The following is a 22413-nucleotide window of genomic DNA, read 5'->3' as shown; positions in this document are numbered from 1 at the left end:
CACCAATGAACAAGACCGTGCTGCCCAGCGGCTACACGCCCTGCCTGGGCCTTTACGACACCCAGAAGGCCATCGGCCTGATCAAGCAGATCTTCGAGGTGAAGCTCTGCGCCGCACTGCATCTGAAGCGGGTCACCGCGCCCCTGTTCGTGGACCCGGCCACCGGCCTGAACGACGACTTGAACGGCGTGGAGCGCCCGGTCAGCTTCGACGTGCCCGCCACCGGCTCCAGCGCCCAGGTGGTTCACAGCCTGGCCAAGTGGAAGCGGCTGGCCCTGCATCAGTACGGCTTCCGGGTGGGCAACGGCCTTGTAACCGACATGAACGCCATCCGCCGGGATGAGGAGATGGATAATCTGCACTCCATCTACGTGGACCAGTGGGACTGGGAAAAGGTGATCACCGCCCAGGACCGCACCCCGGAATTTTTGCAGCACACGGTGCAGAACATCGTGTACGCCATCAGCTCCACCCTGGATGAGCTGAAATGGCAGTTCGCGGATCTGAACACCAGCCTGTGCCGCGAGGTCACCTTCGTGACCAGCCAAGAGCTGGAGGATCTGTACCCCGGCCTGTCGCCCAAGGAGCGGGAAAACGCCTTTGCCAAGGAGCACCGCACCATCTTCATCATGCAGATCGGCGGCAAGCTGAAGAGCGGCAAGCCCCACGACGGCCGCGCCCCCGACTACGATGACTGGACCCTGAACGGCGACCTGCTGTTCTGGCACGAGCCGCTGGAACAGGCCATCGAGATCAGCAGCATGGGCATCCGCGTGGACCCCGCCGCGCTGGACCGGCAGCTGAGCGAGGCCGGCTGCGACGAGCGCCGCGCCCTGCCCTTCCACCAGATGCTGCTGGCGGGCGAGCTGCCCCTGACCATCGGCGGCGGCATCGGCCAGAGCCGTCTGTGCATGCTGCTGCTGGGCAAGGCACACGTGGGCGAGGTACAGGTGAGCCTGTGGGACGACGAGACCCGCGCCGCCTGCCGCGCCGCCGGTGTTCCCCTGCTGTGATATTTTCCTGATGTTACAGGTTCCCGGCCTTCCGGAATGGAAGGCCGGGTCTTTTTTCGGACTGTTCACAAAATTTTCGCCTTTTTGCGCTATTCTTCTCTTTGACATTTTGGAAATTGGAAAAGTGAGGAAACGGTAAGATGCTTTTGAGCCTGATCGTATGCTTTTTTGCGGGGATGGGCGCGGGCCTGGGCACCGGCTTCGCCGGCATGAGCGCCGCCGCGGTGATCAGCCCCATGCTCATCACCTTCCTGCACATGGACCCCTATCTGGCGGTGGGCATCGCCCTGGCCAGCGACGTGCTCGCCAGCGCCGCCTCCGCCTACACCTACGGCAAAAATAAAAACCTGGACATCCGGGGCGGACTGGTGATGATGGCCGCGGTGCTTCTCTTCACCATGGTGGGCAGCTGGGCCGCCAGCCTGATGCCCAGCCAGACCATGGGCGGCTTCTCGCTGTTTATGACCCTGTTCCTGGGGCTGAAATTCATCGTGCTGCCGGTGACCACCACTAAGGAGAAGCGGGCCGGGCTCTCGCCGCTGGTGAGCTGCCTGCAATCGCTGGGCTGCGGCGTGGTGATCGGCTTCATCTGCGGCTTTGTGGGCGCGGGCGGCGGTTTGATGATGCTGCTCATCCTTACCAGCGTGCTGGGCTACGAGCTGAAGACCGCGGTGGGCACCAGTGTGTTCATCATGACCTTCACCGCCCTCACCGGCGCGGTTTCCCACTTTGCCATCGGCGGCACACCGGACGCTCTGGTGCTGGCGCTGTGCATGCTGTTTACTCTGGTGTGGGCGCTCATTGCCGCCCGCTTCGCCAACCGGGCCAGCCCGGTGGTGCTCAACCGGGCCACCGGCGCAGTGCTCACCGTGCTGGGTGTAATCATGATCGCGGTGCATTATCTGTAATCAAAAAAGCCGCGGAGCATTCCAAAAGAGAATGCTCCGCGGCTTTTTTTATTGCTCCGGGGGAAGATCCTTTTCCGGATGGAACGAGGAAAAATAGGTGTTGTACAGATCCTGGGCGCTCTGGCCGCAGGCGGTACGGTAGGCCTGATAGCGCATGAGCAGCTCCTTGGCCTGAGGGGTGATGGTACTGCCGCCGCCCCCCTTGCCGCCGATGGTCCGCTGGGTCATGGCGAAGCCGAATTCCCGTTCCGCCCGCTTGACCATGGAAAAGGCCTTGGTATAGGCCATGCCCAGATGCTGGGCCGCAGCCCGCAGGCTGCCCAGCCGCTCCACCTCCAGCAGCAGCTCACAGGGGCCAGCGCCGAAAAAACGCTCGCCCTCGTCGCTGCAAAAGTACACGCTGAATTTTACCTGCATGGCTGTTTCCTCCCTTTCCCTTCTCTGCCTTGATTTACTGCTTGTTCAGCCCCTTCATGGTCAGGCTGATGCGCTTTTTCTTCTGATCCACATCCAGGATCTTCACCTTGACCACGTCGCCCACCTTCACCGCCTGGCTGGGGTGCTTGATGAACTTGTCGCTCAGCTGGCTGATGTGCACCAGGCCGTCCTGGTGCACGCCGATGTCCACAAACGCGCCGAAGTCGATCACGTTGCGCACGGTGCCCATCAGCTCCATGCCGGGCTTCAAGTCCTCCAGGCTCATCACGTCGCTGCGCAGCATGGGCGCGGGCAGCTCGTCGCGCATGTCCCGCCCGGGGCGCAGCAGCTCGGCGATGATATCCTTCAAAGTCGGCTCGCCCGCGCCGGTCTCGGCACAGAGGGCGGCAAAGCCGATCTCTTTGGCCTTTTTGGGCAGAGCCTGGATGGCCTCGGTGCCGATGTCTTTGTCCGCAAAGCCGCACAGGCTCAGCAGCTTTTCCGCCGCCGGGTAGCTTTCCGGGTGGACGGCGGTGCCGTCCAGCGCCTTTTTGGCCCCGGGAATGCGCAAAAAGCCCGCGCACTGCTCAAAGGCCTTGGGGCCGAGACCCTTCACCTTTTTCAGCTGGGCACGGCTGGCGAAGGCGCCGTTCTCCTCCCGCCAGGCCACCACGTTTTTGGCGGTGGAGGCGCTCAGGCCCGCCACCCGGGCCAGCAGGGGTGCACTGGCGGTGTTCAGGTCCACGCCAACGCTGTTCACGCAGGCCTCCACCACGCCGTCCAGCGTTTCGTTCAGCCGCTTCTGGGGCATGTCGTGCTGGTACTGGCCCACGCCCACGGCCTTGGGGTCGATCTTCACCAGCTCGGCCAGGGGGTCCTGCAAACGGCGGGCAATGCTCACCGCGCTGCGCAGGTTCACGTCGAACTGGGGGAACTCCTCGGCGGCAAGCTTGCTGGCGGAGTAGACGCTGGCTCCCGCCTCGCTGACCACCATGTACTGGACGCCGCCGCCCAGCTCCCGGATGACCTCGGCGGCGAAGATCTCGGTCTCCTTGCCGGCGGTGCCGTTGCCGATGGCGATGATTTGCACATGGTGGCGGCGGATCAGGTCCTTTACCTTCGCCTTGGCCTGATCCACCTTCTTGAACTCGGGCACCGGGAAGACCACCGCGGTGTCCAGCACCTTGCCGGTCTCGTCCACCACGGCCAGCTTGCAGCCCATGCGGTAGCCCGGGTCCATGCCCAGGGCCACCTTGCCCTTGATAGGGGGCTGCAAAAGCAGCTGGCGCAGGTTCTCGCCGAACACCTGGATGGCGCCCTCGGCGGCCTCGTCGGACAGGTTGGAGCGCACCTCACGCTCCAGACTGGGGTGGATCAGCCGGGTGTAGGCATCCTCCACCGCGGCGCTCACCTGGGCCGCGCTGGGGCCGCCGCCCGCCTTCACGAACATGCGGCGGATACCGCCCACGGCCTTTTCCGCGTCCACCTCCACGGTCACCTTCAGAAAGCCTTCCCGCTCGCCCCGGTCCAGAGCCAGCACCCGATGACCGGCGATCTTGTTCACCGCCTGGCTGAAATCATAGTACCCGGCATAGACGCTGTCCTCCTCCTTGGCGGCCTTGCTCTTCACCAGGCCGAAGGTCTGATAAAAGCGGCGCAGCTGGGCGCGCAGGGCCGCGTCGTCGCTCACCTGCTCGGCGATGATGTCCCGCGCACCGGCCAGAGCGGCTTCGGCATCCGGCACCTCGTCATTGATGTACTTCTCCGCCTCGGCGTTCACATCCAGGCCCGGCTTCTGGGCGAAGATGGCCTGGGCCAGCGGCTCCAGCCCGCGGGCCTTTGCCACGCTGGCGCGGGTCTTGCGCTTGGGCTTGTAGGGCCGGTAGATATCCTCCACCTCGGCCAGGGTCTTGGCGGTGTCCAGAGCCTTTTGCAGCTCCGGAGTCATGGCGCCCAGCTCTTCGATGGTAGCCGCCACCTCGCCCTTGCGCTTTTCCAGACCACGCAGGTACTCCAGCCGGTCGGCCAGCTGGCGCAGCACCTGGTCGTCCATGGCGTTGGTGGCCTCCTTGCGGTAACGGGCAATGAAGGGAATGGTGTTGCCCTCGTCGATCAGGCGGATGGCCGCCGAAACATACTGCTCGGGAACGTTCAGCTCCCCGGCAAGAATCTTTGCAAAATCCATTGGGTTCTTTCTCCTTTGTGTTCCGGTCTTACTGCCGGGGCTGCGGCGGGTCCAGATGATATTTTTCCGCGAGAGCCGCCCGGTGCTTTTTGCGGGCACGGGCGCACAGCACCAGATAGCCCGCAAAGACCACGGCGCTCACTCCCGCCAGAGCAAGGCTCACATTCAGGCCCTGGGTATGATATTCCAGCCGGATGGTGTTGTCGCCCGCGGAGGCAGGCACCGCCATCAGTCCGCCGGAGACCTTGAGCACCGGGGCCTCCTCGCCGTTTACAATGGCGGTGAAGCCCGCGTCGTAGGGCACCGGGAAGAAGACCAGGGTGCTGTTTTCCAGCTGGATGTTGGCGGTAAGGCCCCAGTTGTCCAGCGCGACGCTGCTGGCGGCCATGGCCTGGCGGTCGTCCAGATCCTCCTCGTAGCTGGCCCGGTCGAAGTCGGTCTGCTCGGCCTCGGTCAGGTGGCGCAGTCCGCCGCCCCAGGTGTTCACCTGCTCCTCGCTGAGCACCATGGCCCGCACCAGCAGATTGTCCCGGTATTCCTCCGGGATGTCCTCGTACTCCTCCTCGGTGATGTAGGCATCGTAGGCGTAGGCCATGGGCAGCCAGTCGGTGTTCTCATACACTGCCAGCTGGCCCTGGGTTGTCCAGTAGCGCCAGTTGTCGCCGGCTTTTTCCTCAAATTCCTCCTGCTTGTCCACCGGGCAGATGGTGTATTTCACGCTCAGCAGACCCCGCAGGGCGTATTCGTCCACCTCCGGGGCGCTGCGCACATCCCGCTTCACGCCCACCTGGGGGTAGAACTCCAGAATGGAGGGGGCCACGGTGGAGTTGAAGGTCTGCAGGTCGCTCCGGTTCACCCACAGACCCAGGTTATCGTAGCATTCGTAGTCGTCGATGCGGTAGGCGCCCTCCGGCAGAATCTCCGCCAGAGCCCGGCCGTCCACATACTGCTGCTGATAAAAGTCCTTGTCGTTGTCCCACTGGGCAAACTTGCCAATGGCAATGTGCACCGCGCCGTACAGGCAGCCGAAGGCCAGCACCGCGGCGGTGAGTCGCCGGGGCAGCTGGGGCGTGCGCTTGTACATGAGCCACAGCACCCAGAACAGCAGCACCCCGATGAAGGCGATGCCGAAGTTCAAAAAGAACTTTTCCGGGTAGTCCATCACGCCGATCTTCCAGCCGCCGTCGTCGGTCTCGGTGGGCACCAGCGCGAAGGCACAGTAGGCCAGCAGCACCGCCAGCGTGGGACGAAGGCCCTTTTTCAGGTCCACCTCGTCCTCGTGCTCCAGCCCGTAGATGGTGACCGCGCACATGATGAGCACCGGCATGTAGTACCAGCGGGCGTAGTAGCTGGAGTTCATGGCGTAGAACATGGAGTTCAGCCCCGGCACCAGTGCCATCACCAGGCAGACGCTGAGAATCCACTTGAAGGCGGTGCCCTTTTTGCACCGGCAGTAGGCCAGCACGCCCATCATGCTCACCAGGGGCAGATAGGCGGTCATGCTGGTCCATTTAATAACGCCGGAATCGAAGATCACCGGCATGTAGGGGCAGTCCGGCGGGAAGAAGAAGCTGTAAAGAATGGCGGCGTACTGCTGCACATTGCCGTAGAGCAGCAGGCCGAAGCCATCGGAAAAGCTGGACACCCGGGGGTTGTTCTGCAAACTGAGCATGGTGGGGATGGCCAGAATGGCCCCCATGCCCACGCCCGCCAGACTCTCGAAGGCCAGCGCGCCGAAGGTGCGGCCATTGATTTTGTACCGCCCGGCCAGCACCATGCAGATAAAGTAGATGGCCAGGAACACCACCTGACCGGCGAAGAAGAAGTAGTTGTTGAGTAGGTTCAGCGCCACCAGCACCGCAAAGGGGCCCCGGCGCTTTTCGTACACCGCCGCGTCCAGCGCCCAGAGCAGATAAGGAAACAGCGCCACCACATCCACAAAATGGTTGAAAAACACGTTGTACACGGTGAAGCCGGAAAAGGCATACATGCAGGCCCCCAGCACCGCCATATTGGGCTTGCGGGTGTAGCGGCGCATCCACAGGTACGCGCCCCCGCCCGCCACGGCGAATTTCAAACAGAGCAGCGGCACCATCAGATAAGGCAGCCAGGCCGCCGGGAACAGCAGGCTCAGCCACCAGAAGGGACTGCCCGCCAGATAAAAGGCGTAGCTGTTCAGAAAGCCGCTGCCCAGGTCGGTGGCCCAGCTGAAGGAGCCGCCGCCGGATTTCACGAATTCATTGGCGGAATAGTAAAAGGCGATCTGCTGGCTGTTGAAGTCCCCCGCGTACAAAAAGAAGCCTTTGTCCACAATATAGAACGGCAGGAACATCAGCGCGGCGGCCAGGCCGCACAGCGCAAAGGTGAGCCAGTATTTGTTCTGTGGTTTTTCCAGTGGGCGTATCATAGAACGCACCTCACATCCTTTTTCTTTCGCCGCGCCGGGGCTGCCCCCGTGCGGGAAAATATGATATAGTGTTTTCAGAAAGCGCCCGGTGGGCGCAGATAAAGTTCAGTATAACACCCAGGAGTGTGAAAGAAATGAAAATCTATTCCTTCAACGCACTGGTGAGCCGGATGAAATACATCCGCCGGTGGAGCCTGATGCACGCCTCCCGCACCGAGAGCCTGAGCGAACACGCGGCGGACACCGCCATTCTGGCCCATACCCTGTGCCTGATCGCCCAACGCATCACCGGCACGCCGGTGCGGCCGGAGACGGTGGCGGTGGCGGCGCTGTATCACGATGCGCAGGAGATCCTCACAGGCGACATGCCCACCCCGGTGAAATACAAAAACGAGCGGCTGCGCAAAGCCTACAAGGCATTGGAAGACGAAAGCGCCGCCGCCCTTCTGGGGTATCTGCCGCCCCAGCTGCGGGGCGAGATGGCCGGTTACGTGACCGGCAGCCTGCTCACCGAAGAAGAGGCCAGGCTGCTCAAGGCGGCGGACCGGCTGAGCGCCCTGATCAAATGCACCGAGGAGGTGCAGGCGGGCAACCGGGAGTTTGCCGCCGCGCTGACCCAGCAGCGGGCCGCATTAAAGGAAATGAACTGCCCGGAGGCGGACTATTTCATCGTACACATGCTGCCCTGCTACGCCCAGCCTTTGGATGAGCTGACCGGCCAGAGCGCGGACTGAACCGCTCAGCGGTTGCCCGCGTCGTATACTTTTTGGAAGAGCTCGTCCAGGTCTTCGTAGTGGCTCAGCTGGCAGCAGGCCCGGCGCAGCCCCGCCGCGCCCTTGAGGCCCCGCATGTAATAAAGGGCCTGGCTGCGGGCCTGGGGCATGGCTACCCACTCGCCCTTTTCCTCGCACATCTCATACACCTGGGTGCGCAAAGCCTCCAGCCGCTGGCGGAGGGTGGGCTTTTCCGGGGCAGGCTCACCGTTTAAGGCGGCCTTGATCTCGGCAAAGATCCAGGGGTCGCCCAGCGCGGCACGGCCCACCATCACGCCGTCGCAGCCGGTGGCGTTCACCATGGCCAGCGCGTCGGCGGCGGATTCAATGTCGCCGTTGCCCAGCACCGGGATGTTCACCGCCTTTTTCACCGCTTCGATGATCTTCCAGTCCACGGTTCCGGGCTGATACATCTGCTCCCGGGTGCGGCCGTGCACCGCCACCAGCGCCGCGCCCGCGGCCTCGCAGGCCTTGGCCACCTCCACGGCGGTGATGTGGTCGGCATCCCAGCCGGCGCGCATCTTCACGGTGACCGGCTTGCCCTGGCTCTCCTTCACCACGGCGGCCACGATGTCGCCGCAGTTTTTGGGGTCCAGCATCAGCTTGCTGCCCGCTCCGCTGGAGTTGATCTTGGGAGCCGGGCAGCCCATGTTGATGTCGATGAAATCGAACTTGTACTTCTGGATCAGCGCGGTGGCCTGGCCCATGGTCTCGGGCTCCGCGCCGAACAGCTGCACCCCGTAGGGGGCCGGGTTGTTTTCATTATAAATCAGCTGGGCGCTCTTTTTGTCGCCAAAGGTCAGAGCCTTCGCGCTGACCATCTCGCTGATGGTGTAAAGCGCCCCGTGGTTGGCCGCCAGACGGCGGCAGGCGGCATCGGTAAAGCCGGCCATGGGGGCCAGCACCGCGCCGGGGGCAAAGGTCATATTGCCAAGCTGCATTGCAGTTTCTCCTTTGAATAAGCCGGAGCGCCGCCCCGGCAGAAATCCAGGGTTTATTGTACCACAAAACGCAGCGTTGTGGTATACTTATTAAATATAGCTATGGCATAGCGACCGCTGCCCGCTGTTTTTCGCGGGCGGCCAACACACGTTTTTTTTCGGAGGTCTGCCCATGAAATTGCTGGTTTTGGACGGCAACAGCATTGTGAACCGCGCCTTCTACGGCATCAAGCTGCTCACCACCAAGGATGGCCGTTACACCAACGCCATCTACGGTTTTATGAACATTCTGCTGAACCTGTTGAAAGAGGTCCAGCCGGACGAGGTGGCCATCGCCTTTGACCTGAAGGCCCCCACCTTCCGCCACAAGATGTACGACGGCTACAAGGCCACCCGCAAGGGCATGCCCGAGGAGCTGGCCCAGCAGATGCCGGTGCTGAAGGAGCTGCTGGCCGACCTGGGCTTCGTGATGGTCTCCAAGGAGGGCTACGAGGCGGACGACATTCTGGGCACCCTGAGCGCGGCCGCTGCCGCCCGGGGCGACGAGTGCTACCTGGCCACCGGTGACCGGGACAGCCTGCAATTGGTAAATGACCACGTGACCGTGCTGCTGGCCGCCACCCGTATGGGCCGCAGCGAGACCGTGGTGATGGACAAGGCCGCCGTGGAGGAAAAATACGGCGTTACCCCCAAGCAGCTCATCGAGGTGAAGAGCCTGATGGGCGACACCTCGGACAACATCCCCGGTGTGGCGGGCGTGGGCGAAAAAACCGCCCTGGCCCTGATCCAGAAATTCGGCAGCCTGGCGGGCGTGTACGAGAACATCGACGACAGCGCCATCAAACCCGGCGTGCGCACCAAGCTGACCACCTATAAAGAGGATGCCGAGCTTTCCCGCAAGCTGGCGGAGATCGACTGCGCCATCCCGGTGGAGACCGCCCCCGGCGCCTACAAGCGGGGCGAGGGCGACGCGGCCGCGGCCGCCGGGCTGCTGGCCGAGCTGGAGATCCACAGCCTGGCCCCCCGGCTGGGTCTGGAGGGCGTGACCCCCAAGGCCGCCGCCCCCGCGCCGGAGCTTGCCGCCGTGGAGCCGGACGTGCTGCCCATGCTCCCCGAGGGCCGGTATGAGCTGGCCCAGGAGGGCGAGGGCTGGTACGCAGTGCAGGAAAACACCGTCTACCCGCTGGACGAGGCCGCGCTGGTCCGCCTGCTGGACAGCGACGCCACCCTGCGGGTGTTCGACGCAAAGCCTTTGTATCATCTGGCACTGGCAAACGGCATCGAGGGCAAGAGCATCGTGTTTGACGCGAAGCTGGCCGCTTACCTGTTGAACCCCGCCGCCAGCAGCTACACGGTGGAAAATCTGACCGCAGAGTACGGCATCCAGCCCGCCTTCCGGTGCGAAGCCGCCCCGCTGGCCGGTGTGCTGGCCGGGCTGTACGACGCGCTGGATACCAAGGTGACCGAGGAGGGCATGGACCGGCTGCTGGCTGAGGTGGAGCTGCCGCTGGCGCTGGTGCTGGCGGACATGGAGCGCACCGGCATGCTGGTGGACCGGGAAGGCCTGGTGGCCTTTGGCGAAAAGATGAAGCAGGAGCTGGAGGGGTGCCTGGCCCGCATTTACGAGCAGGTGGGCTACCAGTTCAACGTGAACAGCCCCAAGCAGCTGGGTAAGGCCCTGTTTGAGGACCTGAAGCTGACCCCCGGCAAAAAGACCAAGAGCGGCTACTCCACCAACGCGGAAACGCTGGAAAACCTGCGCCGGGAGCATCCGGTGATCGACGACATTCTGCAGTACCGCACCTACCAGAAGCTGAACTCCACCTATGTGGAGGGCCTTTTGAAGGTGATCGGGCCGGACGGGCGGATGCACTCCACCTTCAACCAGACCGAGGCCCGCACCGGGCGGCTTTCCTCCAGCGAGCCCAACATGCAGAACATTCCCATCCGCACCCCGCTGGGCAGCCAGCTGCGCCAGTTCTTTGTGGCAGCGCCCGGCTGCACCCTGGTGGACGCGGACTACAGCCAGATCGAACTGCGGCTGCTGGCCCACATTTCCGGGGATGAATCCATGCGCCAGGCCTTTCTGACCGGGCAGGACATCCACCGCAGCACCGCCGCGAAGATCTACAACCTGCCGCCGGAGATGATCACCCCCGCCCTGCGCTCCTCCGCCAAGGCGGTGAACTTCGGCATCGTGTACGGCATCGGCGCGTTCAGCCTTTCCCGTGACATCAACGTGACCGTCAAGGAGGCGGACCAGTTCATCAAGAACTATCTGGCCACCTTCCCCGGCGTGAAAAACTATATGGACGAGACCATCGCCCACGGCACCGAGAAGGGCTATGTAACCACCCTGTTCGGCCGCCGCCGGGCGCTGCCCGAGCTGGCCAGCAAGAACCACAACCTGCGGGCGCTGGGCGAGCGGATGGCCATGAACACCCCCATCCAGGGCACCGCGGCGGATGTGATCAAGCTGGCCATGGTGAAGGTATGGCGGCGGCTGCGGGCTGAGGGCCTGGCCGCAAAGCTGATTCTGCAGGTGCACGACGAACTGATCGTGGAGGCCCCGGAGGCCGAGGCCGAGACCGTGACCCGCATCCTGAAGGAGGAGATGGAGGGCGCGGTGAGCTACTCCGTACCCCTGACCGCCGATGTGGGCCAGGGTAAGACCTGGCTGGAATCCCACTAAGGCGGGTTTTCCACAAAGGAGGCGTTGTTTCGTGGAATATTTGATCCGGCCCATGGAGCGGGCCGATCTGGAAGTCTGTGCGGTGATCGAGCAGAGCGCGGGCGACCCCTGGAGCCTGGCCCAGCTTGCCGAGGAGCTGAAAAACCAGCTGGCGGGCGGCGCGTCCCGGCTGTTTGTGGCCCAGCAGAAAGACCGGCCGGTGGCGGGCCTTGCCGCCTGGCAGCTGGCCGCCGGGGAGGCCAGTCTTTACACCCTGACCGTGGCCCCCGAAGCCCGGCGCACCGGCGCGGGCAGCGCCCTTCTGCGCCGGAGTCTGGAGGCGCTGCGGGCCGAGGGCGCGGAGGTGGCCTTTCTGGAGGTGCGGGCCTCCAACGCCGGGGCCATCGCCCTGTATGAGCAGGCGGGCTTTGCGGCGGACGGCCGCCGCCCCCGCTTTTACCAGAACCCCACCGAGGACGCGGTCCTCATGCACCGGGCCCTGTGAATCTGGCCGAACCGGCCCGGATTCCCCTGATTTTTGTTGAAAAGCATGGTGATATTACAAAATGTATATTTTAGGAATCGAGAGCACCTGCGATGAGACCGCCGCCGCCGTGGTGAAGGACGGCCGCGAGCTGGTGAGCAATGTGATCTCCACCAGTGTGGCGGAGCAGGCCCTCTATGGCGGCGTGGTGCCGGAGATCGCCAGTCGCCGCCACGCGGAATACATCAGCGCCACGGTGGAAAAGGCGCTGGCGGATGCGGGCATGACCCCCGCCGAGCTGGACGGTATCGCCGTTTCCTTTGCGCCGGGCCTGATCGGCGCGGTGCTGGTGGGCGTGAACTTCGCCAAGGGTCTGGCCTACGCGGCAAACAAGCCTTTGGTGCCGGTGCATCATCTGCGGGGGCACATCGCCGCCCTCTACCTGACCCACCCGGATTTAAAGCCGCCTTTCCTGTGCCTGGTGGCCAGCGGCGGCCACAGCCATATCGTGCAGGTGACCGACTATACCCACTTCACGGTGCTGGGCCGCACGGTGGACGACGCGGCGGGCGAGGCCTTCGACAAGGTAGCCCGCACCCTGGGCCTTGGCTACCCGGGCGGACCGGCCATCAGCAAGGCGGCCAAAAACGGCAACCCCAAGGCCTACAAGCTGCCGGTGCCCCACGTGGAGGGCAAATACAACGTGAGCTTCTCCGGCCTGAAAACCGCCGTGCTGAACGCGGTGAACCAGGCCGAGATGCGGGGCGAGACGGTGAACGCGGCGGACATGGCCGCCAGCTTTGAGCGGCGGATCGACGAGATTCTGGCGGGCAAGCTGCTGGATGCCGCCAGGGACACCGGCGCGTCCACCATCTGCCTGGCGGGCGGCGTGGCCGCCAACAGCCTTTTGCGCTGTCTGGTGAATGAGGGCGCCCAGAAGCTGGGGGCAAGGCTCTGCCTGCCCGCGGTGGAATTCTGCGGCGACAACGGGGCCATGATCGCCGCCCAGGGCTTTTACGAGCTGCAGAGCGGCAATGTGGCGGGCCTCGACCTGAACGGTCTGCCCACCCTGCCCATCGATTACAACTGCGCTTCGACTGTTTCGCCTTGACGAACAGATTCAAAGGCTCTATAATATATAATATATCTAGTATTAAAAACTATGTGGTTTTGCGCGGCTCCGCGCCGCCCAAAGGGAGTGTATTTACTATGTCTTGGATGATCGTTGCCGACTCCTCCTGCGAACTGCGCAGCCTGCCCGATGCCGCCCCCGATACCGGCTTTGCCACCGTGCCGCTGAAGATCCGTGTGGGCGACCGGGAATTCGTGGACAACGCCGCGCTGGATGTGGCCGTAATGATGGCCGAGATGCGCAACTACAACGGCGCGTCCACCACCGCCTGCCCCAGCCCCGAGGAATGGGCCGAAAAGTTTCTGATGGCGGACCGCATCATCGCGGTGACCATCAGCAGCAATCTTTCCGGCAGCTACAACAGCGCCATGATCGCAAAGGAAATGGTGCTGGAAAGCCATCCGGACAAAAAGATCTACGTGCTGGACAGCCTGTCCACCGGCGGCGAGATGGTACTGGCCATCCGCAAGGCCAACGAGCTGATCGGCCAGGGGCTGGAGTTTGAGGATGTGGTGAAGGAGCTGGAGGTATATTACGCCCCCCGGCAGGTTCTGTTCGCTCTGTCCTGCTTTGACAATCTGGTAAAGAACGGCCGCATGAGCCGCGTTGTGGGCTTTGTGGCCGGCAAGATGGGCATGCGCATCGTGGGCCGCGGAAGCGACGAGGGCAAGCTGGAAATGCTGCACAAGACCCGCGGCGAGACCCGCACCCTGGCCTTCATTCTGGAAGAGATGGACCGGCGGGGCTATCAGGGCACGCCGGTGGTCATCAGCCACTGCTTCAACGAGAACGCCGCGCACCTGCTGCGCCACGGCATCGAGGCCAAATGGCCCGGCGCGGATGTGACCATTCTGCCCTGCAGCGGGCTGACCAGCTTCTATGCCCAGGACGGCGGCATCATCGTGGGCTACTGATTTTTCACTTTTTTCACGCACTCTGTTTGTTTTCAAACAGGGTGCGTTTTTGTTATAATAAGGGTATCGAAACAATTTCCCCACAGGAGGTCAGACCCTATGGATCAAAACCGTGCCGATCGGGCCGCCCGTCTGTTTCTGGGCGCAGCCGCCGGAGCCGCCGTTGCCGGGACCGCGGTGGGCTGGTATGCCGCGAAGGTGGAGCCCCGGCAGCTTACCATAAGCCGCCCGGAGCTTTGCCGCCGCCCGCCGGTGAAGACCCTCTTTTTCTCGGATGTACACTTCGGGCCCATGTATTCCCCTGAATTTCTGGAGCCGCTGGTGGATGCCATCAACGCCGAAGGCCCCGAGCTGGTGCTGTTCGGCGGCGACTTCTTCGCCAAGTTCGCCCGGGATGCCCATATGCTGGACTTCTCCTGGCTGGCGGGCCAGCTGCAGCGCATCAAAGCGCCGCTGGGCAAGTACGCGGTGTGGGGCAACCACGATGTGCGCCAGGGCGCCGCGCCTTTTTACCGGATGCTGATGGAGCACGGCGGGTTTGTGCCCCTGTGGGATAAAATCGTGCAGCCCGCGCCGGGCATCACGGTCTGCGGCCTGGCCCCCTATTCCGACGGCAGGGTGCTGCGGGATATGCCCGCCGAGGGCTGGCGGGTCTGTTTGTGCCACATGCCGGACAAGGCCCGCTACCTGGACCTTTCCCAGGTGGATGTGATGCTCAGCGGCCACAGCCACGCAGGCCAGCTGCAGGTGCCGGTGCTCACCAAAATGATCCTGCCGCCGGGGGGTAAGATGTTCCCCAAAGGGCTTTACCGGCCCCAGCCGGACCGCCCCGCCCAGCTGTTCGTGAGCCGGGGCATCGGCATGAGCGGCGTGCCCTTCCGGCTGCTCACCCCGCCCGAACTGGTGGTGCTGGACTGACGCGCCCTTCCCTTTTTGTTTTTTGCTGGCCGTGCTCATCGCACGGCCGGTTCGCGTTTTTCCTGATCTGCAGTCGGTCTTCCCACGCGCTTGTGAAGGGAGGGCCGGCTTTTTTGGCGGTGAACCCCTATGAACGAATTTTCTCTGCCTCAATTCACCCGGGAGCTGTGGGAGCATCTGGATGCGCATCCTCTGGCCCAGCCCGCCGATCTGGTGAAATACTGCCGCCAGCGGGCCTTCGACGCTTCCCGTACCTATTCCGGGGAGCAGGAGGCCCTGCAGGCTCTGGCCGGAGAATATGCCACCCTTTCGCCCGGCGATACGGCTCCGCTGCTGGAGCCGCTGGGCTCCGGCGTGGTCCGGCTGAATCTGGCGGGCGCCGCCGCCAGCAGCCTGAGCCCGGCCCAGCTGGCACGTGCCTGTGTGCTGGATTCCTCCCTCCCCCGGCGGGAGGAGGTCTGGTTCCGGGAGGAATGGATTCCCATGGAGCGGCTGTATCAGGAGCATTTTCAGATTCGCCGCCAGGCGGACCTGATCGTGGAATAAAAACGCCCGGCACACGGAGTCGATACCGTGTGCCGGGCGTTTTTGCTTTGGGAAGGGAAACGGTTGCCGGGATGCTCAGTCCTCGTCCTCCTCGCTCTTGGCATCGCTTTGGCTTCGATTCAGGCTGGAGGTGCCGAAGGTGTCCTCGCCGGGCATGTGCGCCCCGAAGGCGGGAACAAACAGGTACTTGCGGATCACGAAGATCAGCAGGATAGCCAGAATGCTCACCAGATTTTCCACCGGGGAGGTGTGCTCCACCACCATCTGGCGGGCAATGGCGAAGAGCAGCACCTCAATGGCACTGCCGGGGCTGTGCTTGGCCAGCATCTTGACGAACTCGATGCCGATGACCACGTTGAAGGCACTGCGCAGGAAGGTGGTAAAGGCCTCGTCCACATCCGGGGCAAGGAACAGATCCTGCACATCCAGCAGCACCCTTACACCCGCCACCAGAATCGCCAGCAGCACCACCAGTGCAACCACCGTTTCGATGATGCTGGCCATTCTTGCCACCCACTGGCGGCAGAAAATCAACCGATTGCGTTTCATTACCGGGGTCCCTCCTCAATTCTTCAATTTTCAGCGGCCCGCGTTGCGGACCCGTTCCAGCGCTTCGGCGGCTTCCTTTTCCCGCTTGCGGCGGGCCCGCTCCAGCGCGGCTTTCTTTTCCTTGGCCCATTTGGTCTGGGCCTCCTTGCCCGCCGGCTCGGTGGCCCGGGCAAAGGTGAAGTGCAGGCCGTCCAGCCGCATGCGCCGCAGCCAGATCAGGGCCGGGCCGTGCTGGACGCACTCGCCCATGCTGTACAGGCAGTTGTTGCCCTTGCGCAGCCAGATGTCGTCCCCGTCCAGCGCCAGCGGCGCGCCGCATTCCGGGCACACTGCGCCCCGCAGCTCGCTGCTGGTGGACCAGGCCTCGCCGTCCACATGGCCGGGCCAGATCACAAAGTTCCGGCGATCTTTGCCCTCCGGGCAGAGCAGCTCCTTTAACTGCTGCTCCTCATCCGGGTACTCGGCCAGACCTCGCTCCAGATCCAGAAAGCCGCACACCGCGGCGGTGTATTCCGCGTCGCTCAGCGCGTCGTGGAAGGCGTCGTTTTTGGGGATGCCCAGCCGCTCCACCACCGCCTCCAGAGTCATGCCCTCGCCCTCCTGCCGGGGGCGCTGGCTGGTGAAGACCCGCTGCAGGTCGTACCACTTATGGGGCCAGGTCGCGTCCAGCCCGCAGAGCACCAGATTCTGCTTGAGCACGGGCACGTCGTCCTGCCCCCACTCGCCCAGAGCGGTATCCGGCCCGCACCACTCGGCAAAGCGGCGCAGGCCCTCCTTGATGGGCACGCCCGCGTCCAGCTGGGCCTGGGTCAGACCGGTGACCTTGGCCACATGATGATGCAGCCGGGGGAAGATGCGGGGCTTCATGGTCAGGGAGAAGCGGTCCACCGGCTGACCGTCCCGCAGCTTCACCGCGCCGATCTGGATGATCTCGCCCCGAAGGGTCTGCTCGATGCCCTGATAGCGGAAGGTTTTGGGCTGGTAGCCCATGTTCCATTCCATGTCAAAAATCACAAAGTCGCTCATCTGCGGCTTCCTTTCCTGCTCAGCGCAGCCCGGGCGCTCAGTGCACGCCGGGGATGCTTTCGATTTTGGATTCCAGACCAGCCACCGGCTCCTGCACCGGGGCGGCCTGAGCGGCGATGCGCTCCTCCAGCCGTTCCTTGCCCACGCTGATCATCAGCTTGATGCGGTTTTCCTGGTTGACCGGGGTAGCGCTGGGGTCGTAGTCGATGGGGGTGATGTTGGCATTGGGGTAGATGGCCCGGATGCGGCTGATCATGCCCTTGCCGCAGATGTGGTTGGGCAGGCAGCCGAAGGGCTGGGCGCAGACGATGTTCTCGTAGCCGGTGGTGACCAGCTCCACCATCTCGGCGGTGAGCAGCCAGCCCTCGCCCATCTTGTTGCCCCGGCTGATGATGCCGTTGGCCATCTCCCGCAGCTCCAGAAAGCGTGCCGGGGCGTGGAAGCCCGCCTCACGCATGGCCTTGCCCATGGCCCGCTCGAAGCCGTCCAGATATTTCAGCAGCGCCTCGCTGCCCCATACCTCGGCCAGGCTGCCGCCGTAAAAGCGCACGGTGTCGCCCATGTTGCTGATGCAGTAGTCCACAAAGCCCAGCAGGCCCGGCAGGTTCACCTCGCAGTCCTGGCTGGCCAGGAACTCCTCCAGGTTGTTGTTGCCCAAGGGGGAATATTTCACGTAGATCTCGCCCACGATGCCCACCTTCACCTTGGGGGTGCGCACCACCGGAATGGCGGCGAAGTCTTTGGCGATCTTGGGGAAGGTGGCCTTCATCTCGCCGCCGGAAAAGCCCTTGTTCTGGTGGAACCAGCCGCAGATGGTGTCCACCCATTGTTCCGCCAGCGCCTTGGCCTGACCCTTGGTGACCTCGTAGGGGGAGGTCTGGTTGCGCAGGGCCATGATCAGATCGCCGTAAAAAATCGCGGCGATGGCCTTGCGGCCGATGGACAGGTTCATCTGGAAGCCGGAGTCCTTCTCCAGGCCCGAGAAGTTCAGGCTGGCCACGGGAATGTGGCCGTAGCCCGCCCGCTGCAGCGCCTTGCGCAGCAGGTGGATGTAGTTGGAGGCACGGCAGCCGCCGCCGGTCTGGGTAATCAGCAGAGCGGTGTGGTCCAGGTCATATTTGCCGCTCTGCAGCGCGTCCAGAAACTGGCCGATGACCAGCAGAGCCGGGTAGCAGGTGTCGTTGTGCACGTACTTCAGGCCCAGCTGCGCCACCTGGCTGCCGCAGTTGCCCAGCACCTCCACATGGTAGCCGTCGTATTCCAGCGCCGCCGCCAGCATGGAAAAGTGCAGGGGCAGCATGTTGGGAATCAGGATGGTGTGGGTCTTTTTCATCTCCTGAGTAAAACGGGGATAATTGGGTTCCATTGGGTCATTCCCCCTTTCGTTCTTTTTCGTCCAGCGCGGCCAGCAGGCTGCGGATGCGGATGTTCACCGCGCCCAGGTTGGTGATCTCGTCGATCTTCAGCTGGGTGTACAGCTTGCCGCCCTCGTGCAGGATCTCGCGGGTCTCGTCGGTGGTGATGGCGTCCACGCCGCAGCCGAAGCTCACCAGCTGCACCAGATCCATATCCTTCTGGGTGGTGCAGTATTTGGCGGCGGCGTACAGGCGGGAGTGGTAGGTCCACTGGTTCAGCACGGTGGTGGGGAATTTCTCCTCATGCCAGGCCACGCTGTCCTCGGTGACCACCGCTGCGCCGTGACGGCACAGCAGCGCGTCGATGCCGTGGTTGACCTCCGGGTCCACATGGTAGGGACGGCCCGCCAGCACCATGATGCGCTTGCCCTCGGCCCGGGCGGCGGCGATGATCTCGGCCCCCTTGTCCCGCAGGCGCTGCATGTGGGCGTTGTATTCCGCGTAGCCCATGTCGGCCGCGCGCTCCACCTCGGCCCGCTTGATGCCGGTGAAGTACCGGTTCAGGATCTCGAACATCTTCTTCTTGAAGTCCTTCGGGCGGTGCAGACCCACATACTCGTTGATGAAGGTGACGTTTGCCAGCTCGGGGCAGTTCACCGCCAGCACCTCCGGGTAATAGGCCACCACCGGGCAGTTGTAGTGGTTGTCGCCCAGATGTTCGTCGATGTTGTAGCTCATGCAGGGATAGAAGATGGTCTTCACGCCCATGTCTGCCAGCGCGCGGATGTGGCCGTGGGCCAGCTTTGCCGGGAAGCAGACGGTGTCGCTGGGGATGCTGGCCTGGCCTTTGATGTACATGGCGCGGGTGGATACCGGGCTGGTGACCACCGCGAAGCCCAGACTGGTGAAGAAGGCATGCCAGAAGGGCAGCAGCTCATACATGTTCAGGCACAGCGGGATGCCGATGGTGCCCCGCACCGACGGGCCGGGCTTGTAGGAAGCCAGCATCTTCTGCTTGTAGGCATACAGGTTCAGGTCGTTCTCGGCGGTCTTGCCGGTGACCGGCTTTTCGCAGCGGTTGCCGCTGATGAGCTTGCGGCCGCCCGCGAAGGTGCTCACGGTGAGCTGGCAGTGGTTGGTGCAGCCGTTGCACTGCACGTTCTGGGTCTTCTGGGTGAATTCCAGCAGCTCCTGATGGCTGAGCAGGCTGCTCTTGTGGCCCTTTTCCACCAGGGAACGGCCGTGCAGCGCCGCGCCGAAGGCGCCCATCAGGCCGGCGATGTCCGGCCGGACCACCTCCACGCCCATCTCCTTTTCAAAGGCGCGCAGAACAGCCTCGTTGTAGAAGGTGCCGCCCTGCACCACGATGCGGCGGCCCAGCTCCTCGGGGCTGGCGGCACGGATGACCTTGTAGATGGCGTTCTTGACCACGCTGATGGACAGGCCCGCCGAGATGTTCTGGATGGACGCGCCGTCCTTCTGGGCCTGCTTCACGCTGGAGTTCATGAACACGGTGCAGCGGCTGCCCAGGTCCACGGGCTTATCCGCGAACAGGCCCAGAGCCGCGAACTCCTTCACATCGTAGCCCAGCGCCTGGGCGAAGGTCTGCAGAAAGCTGCCGCAGCCGCTGGAGCAGGCCTCGTTCAGGAAGATGTCGCTGATGGCGCCGTCCTCGATCTTGAAGCACTTCATGTCCTGGCCGCCGATGTCGATGATGAAGTCCACATCCGGCAGGAAGTGACGGGCAGCGGTGAAGTGGGCCACCGTTTCCACCACGCCGAAATCGCCCCGGAAGGCGTGCTTGACCAGCTCCTCGCCGTAGCCGGTGCTGGTGACGCTGGCCACCTCCAGATTGGGGTGGTTCTGGTACAGCTTGAGCAGCACCTCGCGGATGAGGGGCAGCGGGTTGCCCAGGTTGGGCTGGTAGTCGGTGAACAGCAGATTCGCGTTGTCGTCGATGACGGCCACCTTCACGGTGGTGGAGCCGGAGTCCACGCCGATGTGCACCGGGCCCACATCCGCGCCGAAGGGCACGCGGGGCACGCTGGCGCGCATGTGGCGGGCGTGGAAGTCCTCGTATTCCTGCTTATTGGCGAACAGGGGCGGCTGGCTGGTGTATTCTCCCACCTGCTGGATGCTGCCGATGGCCTTTGCCACCTGGGCCAGGTCCATCTCCTTGTCCGCGTAGAAGGCCGCGCCCATGGCCACAAAGTGCAGGCTGTGGTCCGGGCACAGGCCGGTGAGCTCCAGCGTCTGGTCAAAGCTTCGGCGCAGCTCGCTGTTGAAGGTGAGCGGACCGCCCAGATACAGCACGTTGCCCTGAATGGGCCGGCCCTGCGCCAGACCCGCGATGGTCTGGTTCACCACCGCCTGGTAGATGCTGGCGGCGATGTCGCCCGCGGCGGCGCCCTGGTTGATCAGGGGCTGGATGTCGCTTTTTGCGAACACGCCGCACCGGCTGGCGATGGTGTAGGTCTTCTCGGCCCGGCTGGCAGCGGTGTTCAGCTCCTCCGGGCTCATCTTCAAAAGGGTGGCCATCTGGTCGATGAAGGCGCCGGTACCGCCGGCACAGCTGCCGTTCATGCGCACCTCGGTGCCGCCGGAGAGGAAGAGGATCTTGGCGTCCTCGCCGCCCAGCTCGATGACCACATCCGCCTGGGGGGCCAGCCGCTTGGCGGCCACCCGGGTGGCGAACACCTCCTGCACGAAGGGTACGCCGCAGCCGTCCGCCAGGCCCATGCCCGCGGAACCGGAAATGGCCAGATATGCCTTGCCGCCGGGCACCTGCTCTTTGGCAAGCCGTGCCAGCAGCTCCCCGGCCTTTTCGGTGATGTGACTGCCGTGGCGCTCGTATGTATCGTAGATGACCTGATCGTGCTCATCCAGCACGACGCACTTGATGGTGGTGGAACCAATGTCCAAGCCTACCCGCATGTATCAAACACTCCTTCTTGCTGTACGGGAGCCCCGCCCCCGCGAAAAACCAATGCGGACCGCCCGGGGCTGCAGAACACCCCGGCGGCATGGGAGCGGCGCGGTGCGCTCCGGTGTATATCATACCGCGCAATTTTGAACGAATTGTTGCGCCAATGTCCTGCTCACAGCGCCCGGAAGCCCTTGCCCACGATCTCGGAGGAATTCACGATGGTGAGGAAGGCCTTGGGGTCCACCCGGCGCAGATGGTTGCGCAGCAGCACCGCCTGCCGGCGGGTGAGCACGGTGGTGAACACCTGCTCGGACTGGCCGGTGTAGGCACCCTCGGCGGTGTAGACCGTGGCGCTTCGGTGCAGCTTTTCCAGAATGAAGTTCTTCACATCCTCCGGGTGGCTGCTGATCACGGTGACCACCTTGCGCTGGTTCAGGCTCTCGATGAAGCTGTCCACCATGAAGGCCTTGGCAAAGGTGCCCAGCACACAGTAAAGGCCGGTGGCGATGCCGTACAGCCCGCCCGCCCAGGCCGCGATGGCCAGGTCCGAGATGAGCAGCGCGCGGCCGATCTCCATGCTGGTGTATTTGGAGAGGATCATGGCCACAATGTCGGTGCCGCCGGTGGAGGCCCCCACGTTGAACACGATGGCGCTGCCCGCGGCGGGCAGGGCCACCGCGAAGCACAGCTCCAGCAGCGTGTCATTGGTGAAGGGGGCGCTCATGGGGTAGATCTTCTCCAGCAGACTCACGAAGGCCGACAGGGCAAACGAGGAATAGATGGTCACGCCCATGGTCTTCACGCCCAGGAAGATGATGCCCAGCGCAACCAGGATGCCGTTGATGATGAACAGCGCCCCGCCCACGTTCATGCCCGGCCACAGGGTGGCCATGATGATGGACACACCGCTGGTGCCGCCCATGGCGAAGTGGTTGGGGGTCTTGAACAGGTGGATGCCCGCCGCAGTGAGGAACAGGCCCAGATTCAACAAAAATGCATATTTTGCAAATTCACCGGGGCTGCTCATGTGTTCCAGTCGAAAGGGGATCAGCTGCCGCCCCTTACCGGCTTTGTTGTGTGGTTTTTCCACGCTCATCGCTCCTTTTTGCCCTTCGCTGCCTGCGTTTATACTGCACAAAAAAATCCGAGCCCGCAAACAGGCCGCCCTCAGCCGGGAGCGGCGCCGCGCGGGCAGCGTTCGCTTTTGACCCGCGCCGAAGCATCGCTGCCGCGGGCGGCGGGCCGGTA

At 63.7% G+C, this 22413-nt stretch carries 18 protein-coding genes; 9 read left to right on the top strand and 9 right to left on the bottom strand.

The genetic code is table 11. The annotated features are described in order from the left end of the window. Positions 1 to 5 precede the first annotated feature (5 nt). Positions 6 to 1013 carry an aspartate--ammonia ligase gene (gene asnA, locus B5F28_RS00145; protein ID WP_087291772.1) on the top strand — a complete coding sequence of 336 codons (1008 nt, stop codon included), beginning with the start codon at positions 6 to 8 and terminating at the stop codon, positions 1011 to 1013. A 140-nt stretch (positions 1014 to 1153) separates the two neighbouring features. After that, positions 1154 to 1921: a sulfite exporter TauE/SafE family protein gene (locus tag B5F28_RS00140; RefSeq protein ID WP_087291770.1), complete on the top strand. Its 768-nt coding sequence runs from the start codon at positions 1154 to 1156 to the stop codon at positions 1919 to 1921. A 48-nt stretch (positions 1922 to 1969) separates the two neighbouring features. Here the strand turns inward: B5F28_RS00140 and B5F28_RS00135 are convergent, their stop codons facing one another. From B5F28_RS00135 to B5F28_RS00125, 3 genes are read right to left on the bottom strand one after another with little or no spacing between them, the layout of a single operon-like run. Then, positions 1970 to 2338 carry a winged helix-turn-helix domain-containing protein gene (locus tag B5F28_RS00135; RefSeq protein WP_087291767.1) on the bottom strand — a complete coding sequence of 123 codons (369 nt, stop codon included), beginning with the start codon at positions 2336 to 2338 and terminating at the stop codon, positions 1970 to 1972. A gap of 34 nt (positions 2339 to 2372) precedes the next feature. Further along, positions 2373 to 4523, bottom strand: coding sequence for a Tex family protein (locus B5F28_RS00130; protein WP_087291762.1), 2151 nt, complete (start codon positions 4521 to 4523; stop codon positions 2373 to 2375). A gap of 28 nt (positions 4524 to 4551) precedes the next feature. Beyond that, positions 4552 to 6930, bottom strand: coding sequence for a YfhO family protein (locus B5F28_RS00125; protein ID WP_087291759.1), 2379 nt, complete (start codon positions 6928 to 6930; stop codon positions 4552 to 4554). Between the two features lie 134 nt (positions 6931 to 7064). Here B5F28_RS00125 and yfbR point away from each other — a divergent pair, with 134 nt between their 5' ends. Continuing rightward, on the top strand, positions 7065 to 7664 hold the full coding sequence (yfbR, locus tag B5F28_RS00120; protein ID WP_087291756.1) for a 5'-deoxynucleotidase: 600 nt from the start codon (positions 7065 to 7067) through the stop codon (positions 7662 to 7664). A 5-nt stretch (positions 7665 to 7669) separates the two neighbouring features. Here yfbR and dusB read toward each other — a convergent pair whose 3' ends face one another. Then, complete coding sequence (dusB, locus tag B5F28_RS00115) at positions 7670 to 8644, bottom strand: tRNA dihydrouridine synthase DusB (protein ID WP_087291753.1); 975 nt, start codon at positions 8642 to 8644, stop codon at positions 7670 to 7672. Between the two features lie 172 nt (positions 8645 to 8816). Here dusB and polA point away from each other — a divergent pair, with 172 nt between their 5' ends. From polA to B5F28_RS00085, 6 genes are all read left to right on the top strand, one after another. Next, a complete protein-coding gene (gene polA, locus B5F28_RS00110; protein ID WP_087291750.1) occupies positions 8817 to 11336 on the top strand; it encodes a DNA polymerase I in 2520 nt (839 codons plus the stop codon). A 31-nt stretch (positions 11337 to 11367) separates the two neighbouring features. Further along, the gene (gene rimI / locus B5F28_RS00105) at positions 11368 to 11820 is read left to right on the top strand and encodes a ribosomal protein S18-alanine N-acetyltransferase (protein ID WP_158097463.1); all 453 of its coding nucleotides are present in this window, start codon (positions 11368 to 11370) and stop codon (positions 11818 to 11820) included. A 61-nt stretch (positions 11821 to 11881) separates the two neighbouring features. Further along, a complete protein-coding gene (gene tsaD, locus B5F28_RS00100) occupies positions 11882 to 12910 on the top strand; it encodes a tRNA (adenosine(37)-N6)-threonylcarbamoyltransferase complex transferase subunit TsaD (RefSeq protein ID WP_087291743.1) in 1029 nt (342 codons plus the stop codon). Positions 12911 to 13008: 98 nt separating this feature from the next. Continuing rightward, entirely contained in the window at positions 13009 to 13845 is an 837-nt protein-coding gene (locus B5F28_RS00095) for a DegV family protein (RefSeq protein ID WP_087291740.1), read from the top strand. Positions 13846 to 13944: 99 nt separating this feature from the next. Beyond that, positions 13945 to 14763 (top strand): metallophosphoesterase, encoded by an 819-nt coding sequence (locus B5F28_RS00090; protein ID WP_087291737.1) that lies wholly within the window; start codon positions 13945 to 13947, stop codon positions 14761 to 14763. A gap of 129 nt (positions 14764 to 14892) precedes the next feature. Beyond that, positions 14893 to 15309 (top strand): hypothetical protein, encoded by a 417-nt coding sequence (locus B5F28_RS00085; RefSeq protein WP_087291734.1) that lies wholly within the window; start codon positions 14893 to 14895, stop codon positions 15307 to 15309. A gap of 75 nt (positions 15310 to 15384) precedes the next feature. Here B5F28_RS00085 and B5F28_RS00080 read toward each other — a convergent pair whose 3' ends face one another. The 5 genes from B5F28_RS00080 to B5F28_RS00060 form a co-directional block, all read right to left on the bottom strand. After that, positions 15385 to 15858 carry a phosphate-starvation-inducible PsiE family protein gene (locus tag B5F28_RS00080; RefSeq protein WP_087291731.1) on the bottom strand — a complete coding sequence of 158 codons (474 nt, stop codon included), beginning with the start codon at positions 15856 to 15858 and terminating at the stop codon, positions 15385 to 15387. A 30-nt stretch (positions 15859 to 15888) separates the two neighbouring features. Further along, the gene (locus tag B5F28_RS00075; RefSeq protein ID WP_087291726.1) at positions 15889 to 16884 is read right to left on the bottom strand and encodes a 3'-5' exonuclease; all 996 of its coding nucleotides are present in this window, start codon (positions 16882 to 16884) and stop codon (positions 15889 to 15891) included. A gap of 37 nt (positions 16885 to 16921) precedes the next feature. Next, a complete protein-coding gene (locus B5F28_RS00070; RefSeq protein ID WP_087291723.1) occupies positions 16922 to 18250 on the bottom strand; it encodes a 2-hydroxyacyl-CoA dehydratase in 1329 nt (442 codons plus the stop codon). Between the two features lie 4 nt (positions 18251 to 18254). Continuing rightward, positions 18255 to 21173 (bottom strand): acyl-CoA dehydratase activase, encoded by a 2919-nt coding sequence (locus B5F28_RS00065; RefSeq protein ID WP_087291720.1) that lies wholly within the window; start codon positions 21171 to 21173, stop codon positions 18255 to 18257. 164 nt (positions 21174 to 21337) lie between these two features. Next, on the bottom strand, positions 21338 to 22255 hold the full coding sequence (locus tag B5F28_RS00060) for a YitT family protein (RefSeq protein ID WP_343212725.1): 918 nt from the start codon (positions 22253 to 22255) through the stop codon (positions 21338 to 21340). Between the last annotated feature and the right edge of the window lie 158 nt (positions 22256 to 22413).

The organism is Gemmiger sp. An194 (genome assembly GCF_002160145.1).
In the GTDB taxonomy this organism is placed as follows: domain Bacteria; phylum Bacillota; class Clostridia; order Oscillospirales; family Ruminococcaceae; genus Allofournierella.
Note: the sequence above shows the minus strand (reverse complement) of the source record. Positions and strands in the feature narration are given on the sequence as shown.

What these genes read in the sequence shown, in the direction of transcription:
- asnA (WP_087291772.1), top strand. Translation starts at nt 6, where the DNA reads ATGAACAAGACCGTGCTGCCCAGCGGCTACACGCCCTGCCTGGGCCTT.
- B5F28_RS00140 (WP_087291770.1), top strand. Translation starts at nt 1,154, where the DNA reads ATGCTTTTGAGCCTGATCGTATGCTTTTTTGCGGGGATGGGCGCGGGC.
- B5F28_RS00135 (WP_087291767.1), bottom strand. Translation starts at nt 2,338, where the DNA reads ATGCAGGTAAAATTCAGCGTGTACTTTTGCAGCGACGAGGGCGAGCGT.
- B5F28_RS00130 (WP_087291762.1), bottom strand. Translation starts at nt 4,523, where the DNA reads ATGGATTTTGCAAAGATTCTTGCCGGGGAGCTGAACGTTCCCGAGCAG.
- B5F28_RS00125 (WP_087291759.1), bottom strand. Translation starts at nt 6,930, where the DNA reads ATGATACGCCCACTGGAAAAACCACAGAACAAATACTGGCTCACCTTT.
- yfbR (WP_087291756.1), top strand. Translation starts at nt 7,065, where the DNA reads ATGAAAATCTATTCCTTCAACGCACTGGTGAGCCGGATGAAATACATC.
- dusB (WP_087291753.1), bottom strand. Translation starts at nt 8,644, where the DNA reads ATGCAGCTTGGCAATATGACCTTTGCCCCCGGCGCGGTGCTGGCCCCC.
- polA (WP_087291750.1), top strand. Translation starts at nt 8,817, where the DNA reads ATGAAATTGCTGGTTTTGGACGGCAACAGCATTGTGAACCGCGCCTTC.
- tsaD (WP_087291743.1), top strand. Translation starts at nt 11,882, where the DNA reads ATGTATATTTTAGGAATCGAGAGCACCTGCGATGAGACCGCCGCCGCC.
- B5F28_RS00095 (WP_087291740.1), top strand. Translation starts at nt 13,009, where the DNA reads ATGTCTTGGATGATCGTTGCCGACTCCTCCTGCGAACTGCGCAGCCTG.
- B5F28_RS00090 (WP_087291737.1), top strand. Translation starts at nt 13,945, where the DNA reads ATGGATCAAAACCGTGCCGATCGGGCCGCCCGTCTGTTTCTGGGCGCA.
- B5F28_RS00085 (WP_087291734.1), top strand. Translation starts at nt 14,893, where the DNA reads ATGAACGAATTTTCTCTGCCTCAATTCACCCGGGAGCTGTGGGAGCAT.
- B5F28_RS00080 (WP_087291731.1), bottom strand. Translation starts at nt 15,858, where the DNA reads ATGAAACGCAATCGGTTGATTTTCTGCCGCCAGTGGGTGGCAAGAATG.
- B5F28_RS00075 (WP_087291726.1), bottom strand. Translation starts at nt 16,884, where the DNA reads ATGAGCGACTTTGTGATTTTTGACATGGAATGGAACATGGGCTACCAG.
- B5F28_RS00070 (WP_087291723.1), bottom strand. Translation starts at nt 18,250, where the DNA reads ATGGAACCCAATTATCCCCGTTTTACTCAGGAGATGAAAAAGACCCAC.
- B5F28_RS00065 (WP_087291720.1), bottom strand. Translation starts at nt 21,173, where the DNA reads ATGCGGGTAGGCTTGGACATTGGTTCCACCACCATCAAGTGCGTCGTG.